Genomic DNA, 8,188 nt, shown 5'->3' on the forward strand with positions numbered 1-8,188 from the left:
TTTTTATACATTACATTGTTTTTTAAGATTGCATAAATTTAAGTAAAACGTATTTTGAACACGACAAAGCTTCCGACCGGTAGGGAGGATTCGTTCAACACTATATATAGCAAATTGGGCGATTAGTGCATAATCCAAAAGTTCGTGTCTATTTGCAAAGTCGCCAAATCTTTTGATTTGGTATTAAAAGAGAAAAATTAAAACAAAATAAAAAGATTTGGCTTGTGGCTAGCTCGAAAATAATCGATTGTTTCCTGCCCAACTTGCCATATATTTAAAGTTGGCATTAATTATGAAAAATCCAATTAAGACAAACATATTACTTGTAATAACGATGTTGATTTCTATTAACTCATTTGCCTGTGATTGTCAATGTAAAGGTGATTGTTCGTTTAGTGTAATTTCGGATACTAGAGAATTTGTTGCTCTTGTTAAAGTAATTGAATACACCAGTTATATTGACCACCAAATAATTGGTTATGACAAAAAAATGCCTCTTACTATGACCGTTGAAATTATTAAAACATACAAGGGAACAGAATCACGAGAAAAGATAACTATATGGGGAGATAACGGAAATCAATGCAGGCCCTATCTTTCTGAATTTGAAATAGGAGAGTGTTATCTAATTGCTCCCAATTTATTAGACTATGATTCAGAAATTGGAGCAAAAAATGATTATGATTTTTTCTCGTGCCACTCCGATTTTATACTAGTGGATTTTGATAAAAAAATTGCTTTAGGAGAATACTCAAGAAAAAGGAAAGAAATATCGTTAGAAGAGTTCGAAAGAGAACTGAAAAAATAACTAATGCCAACAAAAGTGGCCGTTGCGCAAACCAAAAATCCCTAAATTGACAAGAAATTAAAAGGATCAAACTCAAATACACTAGGATAGCGCAAGACCGAGACCGCATAGTTCAACGGCCAAACCAAAAAACTGTGTCCTTGGGTTACATGAAATAATCTCATATTGTTGGTAAACATTAAATGAAAACCGAAAAAATTAAAAAAGGATGTGGAATTGCACTAACAATTCTGATAATAATTATTATCGGCTTTTTTTGGATGATAAAAGAAGCCTTTGGACCAACCTATAAAACGGTCGAAATCGAAAAACCATTTGGTAAATTAATTTGTACAGAACAATATACAGCTGATATGGCAGATGTATTCTATGATGTTGATTTTAAATTATTAAAAGATAATTCAGATACATTGTATTTGGGAAATGGAATTTACAATGAAGATAATTGGTATGAAAAAATAGAATTGATAAAAATCGAAGATTGGTATGGAATAGTAACAGCTTATTCCTCACACGCCAAAATTGGATTGACAAACGAGAAAAACAAAGAACATATAAACATTGTATTTAATCCTCTAGAACTCCAAAATGACAGCATTTGGAAAAAAACAAATGAAGAAAATCCTGCTTGGGTCTATGGAGGAAGTTCAAAAATTAAATCAATAGAGGGAAATGTAATTAATGTTGGGTATAAATATAGGTTGGGATTACACGAGCCTTTTAAATTTAAAAAACAGGATGTTGAATATTCATTTGATGCCGATTTAGGCATTCTAACAACAAAAAAAGTCAAACAAGTTACTAACGGGAAATAACTTCCTATTATCAACCCCCGCCTTCGCCTTCCACCACCTATCCCATAAACCAGAACATCCCAACATAAACCAAACCAATAATTCCCTCCTGTTTTGGGCATCACCCTCATGCCTTTGCATATATTAACCAAAAATCCCTAAATTGGAAGGAATAAAAAATTAATCCCCATAGCTTTGCAATCGCAGAAACGACACCGCATAATACAACGGCAAACCCAAAGAAACCTTGCCCTTAGCTTACATGATGTAATCCTAAAATGTTGATTTCAATTTGAAAAATGAATCGAAAAATTAAAAACTTCCTTATTGCGATTGGAATTCCAGTTATTTATGCAATGCTAGTCAGAATAATTTTCGGAATGAAATTGGAAACTTGGGATGACTTTTTTTCTGTAATGTCGACAACCTTTTTATTCATTTTACCAACCATAATTGGAGCTTTAACGGTCTATTTATCAACCTATGAAAAAGCAAAAAGTATAGCGTACAGAATTTTTGCACCTTGGATTCCTATACTGATTTTTTTGGTTCTGACTTTAGCTTTAGCAATCGAAGGTTGGGCTTGTTGGCTAATGATTCTACCTGTTTTTTTGTTAACAGCATCAATAGGCGGACTTTTTGGTGGGTATTTAAAAGCGCAAAGAAAAAACGACCGATTTAATGTTTCAATATTACTTCTAATTCCTTTTTTGATTGGACCTATAGAAAGTCTGTTAGAAACGATTCCCGGAACTTATAAAGCATATACTTACATTGATATAAATGCACCAGCTGAAAAAATTTGGGATAATGTAACTCGTGTTAAAGAAATTCCGATTGCACAAGACAAAGGATATTTGCCAAGAATGCTGGGTTTTCCAAGACCTGTAAAAGCGGAATTGAACTTTGAAGGAATTGGAGCATATCGAGAAGCTATTTTCACAAAAGGACTTGTTTTTCACGAAACCGTAACGGAATACAAGGACAATGAAAAAATGGTTTTCACTATCAAAGCCTATCCACACGAAATTCCATCGACAACTTTGGATGAACACGTTGTGATTGGGGGAGATTATTTTAACGTCTTGAATGGGACTTATGAACTTGAAAAACTACCAAATGGTCTAAATCGTTTACATTTATATAGCTATTTTAAAATGAAAACGACTTTTAATTTTTATGCAGGTTGGTGGGGAAAATGGATAATGAAAGACATTCAAAATAATATTTTACAAGTTGAGAAAAAAAGGTCCGAAATGGAATAAAAACACCATACTTGTTCTTTTGGATGGGAACGAGCAAAGGGAAGCTTACAACCGTAAGACCCATCTACAAAAATCCCATTTCTTTAGAATTTAAACTATATTAGTGCGTGGGATGTATAGTTAATAACTATATCCGCTTGTTGTGTGCATTATGAGTAAAATCGACAAAATATTTTATGAGTGGGATAACCATTTCTTTGACTTGGACTTTAAGTTGGGAGATGATATTTCAGTATTGCTCAAAAACAAAAAATTAAGGAAAGTCGATAATGAAGAAACAGGAGAAATTGAATTCGAAGGTGTAAATGGAATTCCGAATAGAATAGTTCTGAAAGAGAATAAAATTGTAGCAATTTGGCTATCGGGTAGAGTTAATCTACCAAATAACAACTCTCTCTTTGAACTTCCAATGGAAAATTTATTACCACAACTGAACAAAAGACTTAAATCGTTGAATGAAAAAATATCAAGGGTAGAGGATTTGAAAGACTATAATGAATCGGATGTCCTTTATTTTGTCTTTCGGGACTTTTTTGTGACACTCGTTGGAATTTTAAAAAGGAAAAAATAACGAAAGATATATTAACTAAAAATCCCTAAATTGGAAGAAATAAAAAGGATACAAAACAAATAACAAGGTAGGCGCAAAACCGAGACCAACACCGTCATTCCCTCCAGACGCTGTAAAATGGGTATCGTACAAATCCTGCCAAATTAATTCGACAAAATTTATTTGTTGCATTGGGCCTATAAAAAAAATATAATTACAAGTTACTATATCCGTAAGTTGGGCGTAATTAAACCACTCAAACTCAAAAAGACATTTTAGATGAAATTATTTAACGAAAATCCGATAAACTTAATATTCCAAAAGACATTTGGAAAAGCGATTAACGAAGTTAGTGGTTACAATGAACACGAATTGAATAAAGAGAATTTGCATAAAATAACTAACGAAATTTTTGACATTTATAAAGAGAAAACTCTTGAAATTGATTTTACTAAAAAATCAGCAAGAGTGGAAATGGCTCAAGTTTTGGGAAAATTTTTCCCAGCAGGAACTGATGTGAATAGAAATCAAAATTATACTTGTGCAAAAGTAGTATGGACATTTAAAATCATTCAAGGTTCAAAATTTTTAAACGCTTTGCCAACAAACCACCGATTCGACAGAGTTGATGTCGATGTTGACAATGGAAATAACTTATTGCTTGTTAGTTATCAAACCTTGTATGCTCGTGCTGAATTAAGTGAAGAAGTTAAGAAAGGAGTTAAAAACTGGATTTCCGATTTAGTTCCTAAAATGGAAAATACGGTTTCATTAATTAACAATGACATTTCGGAATTTAATAAAGGAATGAGACCGAAAATTGAAGAACAAATTAATAAACGAATAGCGGAAATCGAAAAGAAGAACATACAGAATGATGATTTAGCTGATTTCTAAAAAATAACTACACCCAATAACTAAGAAGTATTTGGCCCGCCGATAGACCAGGTATGAATCTCTTGTTTACGGATCCATATTTTCTATGGGGAAAACGCTCCTTGGGTTTTATTTTGGCAGACTACCGTCTTTAGTACCACTTTAAGGAAAACCCGTAAAAAAATTTCCCCAGCACAAAGCAAAAATCCCTAAATTGGTAAGAAATAATAAGGATCCAAAACAAATAACAAGGATAGCGCAAAACCTACACAACATAATTCATTATAGAAATTAAACTTAAACAAACCCATGAACAATGAGAAACGACAAACTTGATCTTCCCGAAAATTTACACCAATTTGCTTTTTTACCACGGTTTTCTGAAAATATTGAATTTTTAGCAAATTTGTCCGAAGATGAAGATTGGAAATATCATCATACAGAATCAGAATCGGATTTCCCGATTTTGGAAAACTATATAAAATATACTTACAGACGACTTGCAGAGGAGAAGAAAATAAGTTACTCAAGGGAAGGAACACATTGCTGTATAAATACGGGACTTGTAACAAGAAATCAAGAAGCCATATTTATGGTATTTGATGAAAACAAAATCGAGGATGTTGAACCTTATTGGCATTTTTACAAATTTTTAAGGAAAGGTGAATATGAATTGAGCAAATTTCCCAAGCTACCTGAAATGGCATTTTATTTTGATGACCCAGCTAAATTAGTTTATGATGTAAAAAAAGAATTAGTTGCAAACGTAGAGCACATTATTGAAGACAATAAAAACCGATTTCCCGAACCATATTGTTCAATGAATAATTATCAACTTCAAAATTCAATTCACGGTTCAATAAATAGCGCAAAAGAACGTGTAAAAAGAAGTTACAAAACTGCCGTACCTCAATATTATCGGAATAATATTCAGCTTTTAGTTCCGCTTTGCTTAAATGATCCCAAAATTGCGGATTTAGCGTTGGTCGTTGAAGATTATGGATTGATGTATAGAGCTTCAACTTGTCTGACTTTAGATATGGCAATTAATAATGCGCGGCAAATTGCTAGACCTGATAGAGATTGGTTACAGCCGTAAAAAAAAGCTGTGCCAAATAACTAAGAAGCGTTCAGGTGGTCTGCAAGGTCCAACATATACACCATGTGGCCCGCCAATTCATAATATTTCTTGGTGGTTAGTGCCAGTCATTCCCTTTTAACCTGTACCACTTAAGGTAAAAAAGAAAAAAACTCCTTGCACAAACCAAAATTCCCTAAATTGGTAAGAAATAAAAAGGATCCATAATAAATAGTTAGTGTCCAGTCAAGCCTAAACCTACGGGTAATTTAATGTGTCTCTTGAGCCGCTCCTGCGTTGCAAAAATCCTTACGTAGCTACGGCTATGTGCGTTTTTTGCGCCCATACCTGTTCTTTTGGATGAGAACGAGCAAAGGGAATCTTACATCCGTAAGACCCATTTACAAAAATCCCATTTCTTTAGAATTTAAACTATATTAGTGCGTGGGATGTATAATTAATAACTATATCCGCTTGTTGTGCCTTATTGTAAAGAACATTCAGTACTAAATATTCATGGACTTTAAACCCAGCATAAACGAGAAATTCTTGGAAATCTTTTATAAAGAGATTGAATGTGATGTGCCTGATACCAATTCAAAACTCAATCTGCATATTTTAAAAATTGAGAATAACCTGTTTTGTTATGATGAATTAGTGAGACAATTACAGAATCACTTTATTTCTTTTTCACTATCCAGAAAAGAGATATTAGATTTTGAAAAGGATCAAAGACGTGGTGAATTATACGTAAGTGCGGCATCAAAATTTAGAAATTATAATGTTAATGATGGTGAAGCAGGTGAATTACTTCTGTTTTGCTTTCTGGAAGCACACCTAAAGGCTCCTAAAATTCTGACAAAGCTTGAAATAAAGCTGTCCTCAAACGATTATGCCAAAGGTTCGGATGGTATTCACTTGCTTGAATTGGGTCCTAAAAACTATCAGCTAATTTTTGGCGAATCAAAGCTCGAACAAAGCCTAACAACATCCATTTCACATGCTTTTAAATCAATCCATGATTTTTTGACAAGGAAAAAGAACAATATCCATGATGAAATTGGCCTTATTAATTCTCAATTATGCAAAGAGGCTTTTGATGAAGACTTATACCAGTTCTTGAAATCGGTAATCATGCCAAAGGCTAGTGATGCAGACCCCATTGTAAAGAATAATGCCTTTGCCATTTTTGCAGGATTTGAGATTGACCCGACCAAAGAAGAAAAGCGTTTGAGCAACGATAAATTTCTGGCATTGATTAAGGCTAAAATAAAAGCCGAAGTAGAGAGCAAAATGAACCACATCAAAAAGAAGATCGAGGAATATGAGCTATTCAGTTACACGTTCTACGTGTATGTTTTTCCATTCATGAAACTGGATGAAACACGAAAAGAAATCATCAAAAAAATAACACGAGCTGAAGAATGATAGAACGCTTAGCCAATGATGTATTGCAAGATGAATACTTTATTTCTTTAAATAATAAAGCAGCTAAACTATTGGCTAATAATTTGTTCTCGGAAAATGGCAGAAGCATAAAGCTAACCGAGAAAGAATTGAACGACACGCTTCGCTTTGCAGACATCCTTTCCAATTCCAAAAATCCGGAAGCGAGAAACAAAGCTTACCAACTCATTACCTTACTAAATGAAGATTACAAAGCCCATCCTTATTATCAGACGTTTTCCCATTCTGTATTAGCAAAATTGGGCAACTTCCCCGGTATTGAGTTTTTAAAGAATGAAAATAACAGTTCTGAACTGCCTTTTGACAGAGAGGTTGAAAAGAAAGTCAAAGAGTTTATCCAAGCGGTTCCTGATACCGAAAATTTAATTTTCACAGATTCACAATTTGAGCTTTACAAGAAGATAAGCGGGTCAAAGCATTTTAGCTTTTCAGGTCCTACATCTATGGGCAAATCGTTCATCATTAAATCGTTTATCAGAAAAGTAATAGGCAACAAACCACCTGAGAATATTGTAATCATGGTTCCTACCAGGGCTTTGATTAACCAATTTTCCATAGACCTGAATAAAGAACTTAAAGATGTATTGGAGCATTACAATTACACGGTAATAACAAACTCCAATGTTTCTGAATTGCCATCAGCAGAGCAGCATTACATTTTTGTGCTTACGCCTGAAAGGCTTTTGAGTTATCTATCTCAAAAGAAAAACCCTTCCATTGCTTATTTATTCATAGATGAAGCCCATAAACTGGCAGCAGAAAAAGATAGTCGGGCAGTTACGGCATATTCAGCTATTTCCAAGGTACTAAGAAGGAACCCCAATCTAAATTTATATTTTTCTTCTCCGAATGTTTCGAATCCTGAAGTTTTTCTAAAACTGTTTAAAAAAGATGAGAAGCAATTTTTCAGGACAATAGAAACACCTGTTTCACAAAATCTGTTTTTTATTGATTTGGTTGAAAAGAAGGTTACTCATTACTTGGATAATGGCAACTACTTATTTGAACCCTCAATTGTAACTCAGTCAGAGACGATTTATGATTTGCTTTCTGGAATTGGTGGCAAAGAAAGCAATATTGTGTACTGTAGTTCAAGATTTGATGCAGTTGATAAAGCTGCCAAACTATTTGAGCAAAATCAGGATAAAAAGGTTGAAGTATCAAAGAATGTAAAAAAAGTAATACGGCAAATCAGAGCTTATATTCACAAGGATTACTATTTGGGAGAATTTCTGAATGGAGGGATTGGCGTATCCACCCCACCAAGCACATATTGCCATCTTGATTTCCTGTCTCTAGCTTTGCCCTAAAATAGTATACGATGAGCAAGGAACAGAAGATGTTTGCCCT

The 8,188-nt window shown here is 33.7% G+C and carries 8 protein-coding genes; all 8 read left to right on the forward strand.

What is annotated here, in order from left to right; all coding sequences use genetic code 11:
* Positions 1-292: 292 nt before the first annotated feature.
* The 8 genes from D0S24_RS20760 to D0S24_RS20795 all read left to right on the forward strand — a co-directional run bounded on the left by D0S24_RS20760 (position 293) and on the right by D0S24_RS20795 (position 8,148).
* Positions 293-808 carry a hypothetical protein gene (locus D0S24_RS20760; RefSeq protein WP_117021777.1) on the forward strand — a complete coding sequence of 172 codons (516 nt, stop codon included), beginning with the start codon at positions 293-295 and terminating at the stop codon, positions 806-808.
* 182 nt (positions 809-990) lie between these two features.
* Entirely contained in the window at positions 991-1,623 is a 633-nt protein-coding gene (locus D0S24_RS20765; RefSeq protein ID WP_117021771.1) for a hypothetical protein, read from the forward strand.
* Positions 1,624-1,901: 278 nt separating this feature from the next.
* Positions 1,902-2,867 carry a hypothetical protein gene (locus tag D0S24_RS20770; protein WP_117021772.1) on the forward strand — a complete coding sequence of 322 codons (966 nt, stop codon included), beginning with the start codon at positions 1,902-1,904 and terminating at the stop codon, positions 2,865-2,867.
* 151 nt (positions 2,868-3,018) lie between these two features.
* Positions 3,019-3,438, forward strand: coding sequence for a hypothetical protein (locus tag D0S24_RS20775; protein WP_117021773.1), 420 nt, complete (start codon positions 3,019-3,021; stop codon positions 3,436-3,438).
* 258 nt (positions 3,439-3,696) lie between these two features.
* On the forward strand, positions 3,697-4,314 hold the full coding sequence (locus D0S24_RS20780; protein WP_117021774.1) for a hypothetical protein: 618 nt from the start codon (positions 3,697-3,699) through the stop codon (positions 4,312-4,314).
* 295 nt (positions 4,315-4,609) lie between these two features.
* Positions 4,610-5,392 carry a DUF3825 domain-containing protein gene (locus tag D0S24_RS20785; protein WP_085496294.1) on the forward strand — a complete coding sequence of 261 codons (783 nt, stop codon included), beginning with the start codon at positions 4,610-4,612 and terminating at the stop codon, positions 5,390-5,392.
* A 495-nt stretch (positions 5,393-5,887) separates the two neighbouring features.
* Positions 5,888-6,799, forward strand: coding sequence for a DUF1837 domain-containing protein (locus D0S24_RS20790; RefSeq protein ID WP_117021775.1), 912 nt, complete (start codon positions 5,888-5,890; stop codon positions 6,797-6,799).
* On the forward strand, positions 6,796-8,148 hold the full coding sequence (locus D0S24_RS20795; RefSeq protein ID WP_117021776.1) for a DEAD/DEAH box helicase: 1,353 nt from the start codon (positions 6,796-6,798) through the stop codon (positions 8,146-8,148). The genes D0S24_RS20790 and D0S24_RS20795 overlap by 4 nt, the downstream gene beginning before the upstream one ends.
* Positions 8,149-8,188: the final 40 nt, after the last annotated feature.

The organism is Arenibacter sp. P308M17, from assembly GCF_003426735.1.
Lineage (GTDB): Bacteria > Bacteroidota > Bacteroidia > Flavobacteriales > Flavobacteriaceae > Arenibacter.

What these genes read in the sequence shown, in the direction of transcription:
- D0S24_RS20760 (WP_117021777.1), top strand. Translation starts at nt 293, where the DNA reads ATGAAAAATCCAATTAAGACAAACATATTACTTGTAATAACGATGTTG.
- D0S24_RS20765 (WP_117021771.1), top strand. Translation starts at nt 991, where the DNA reads ATGAAAACCGAAAAAATTAAAAAAGGATGTGGAATTGCACTAACAATT.
- D0S24_RS20770 (WP_117021772.1), top strand. Translation starts at nt 1,902, where the DNA reads ATGAATCGAAAAATTAAAAACTTCCTTATTGCGATTGGAATTCCAGTT.
- D0S24_RS20775 (WP_117021773.1), top strand. Translation starts at nt 3,019, where the DNA reads ATGAGTAAAATCGACAAAATATTTTATGAGTGGGATAACCATTTCTTT.
- D0S24_RS20780 (WP_117021774.1), top strand. Translation starts at nt 3,697, where the DNA reads ATGAAATTATTTAACGAAAATCCGATAAACTTAATATTCCAAAAGACA.
- D0S24_RS20785 (WP_085496294.1), top strand. Translation starts at nt 4,610, where the DNA reads ATGAGAAACGACAAACTTGATCTTCCCGAAAATTTACACCAATTTGCT.
- D0S24_RS20790 (WP_117021775.1), top strand. Translation starts at nt 5,888, where the DNA reads ATGGACTTTAAACCCAGCATAAACGAGAAATTCTTGGAAATCTTTTAT.
- D0S24_RS20795 (WP_117021776.1), top strand. Translation starts at nt 6,796, where the DNA reads ATGATAGAACGCTTAGCCAATGATGTATTGCAAGATGAATACTTTATT.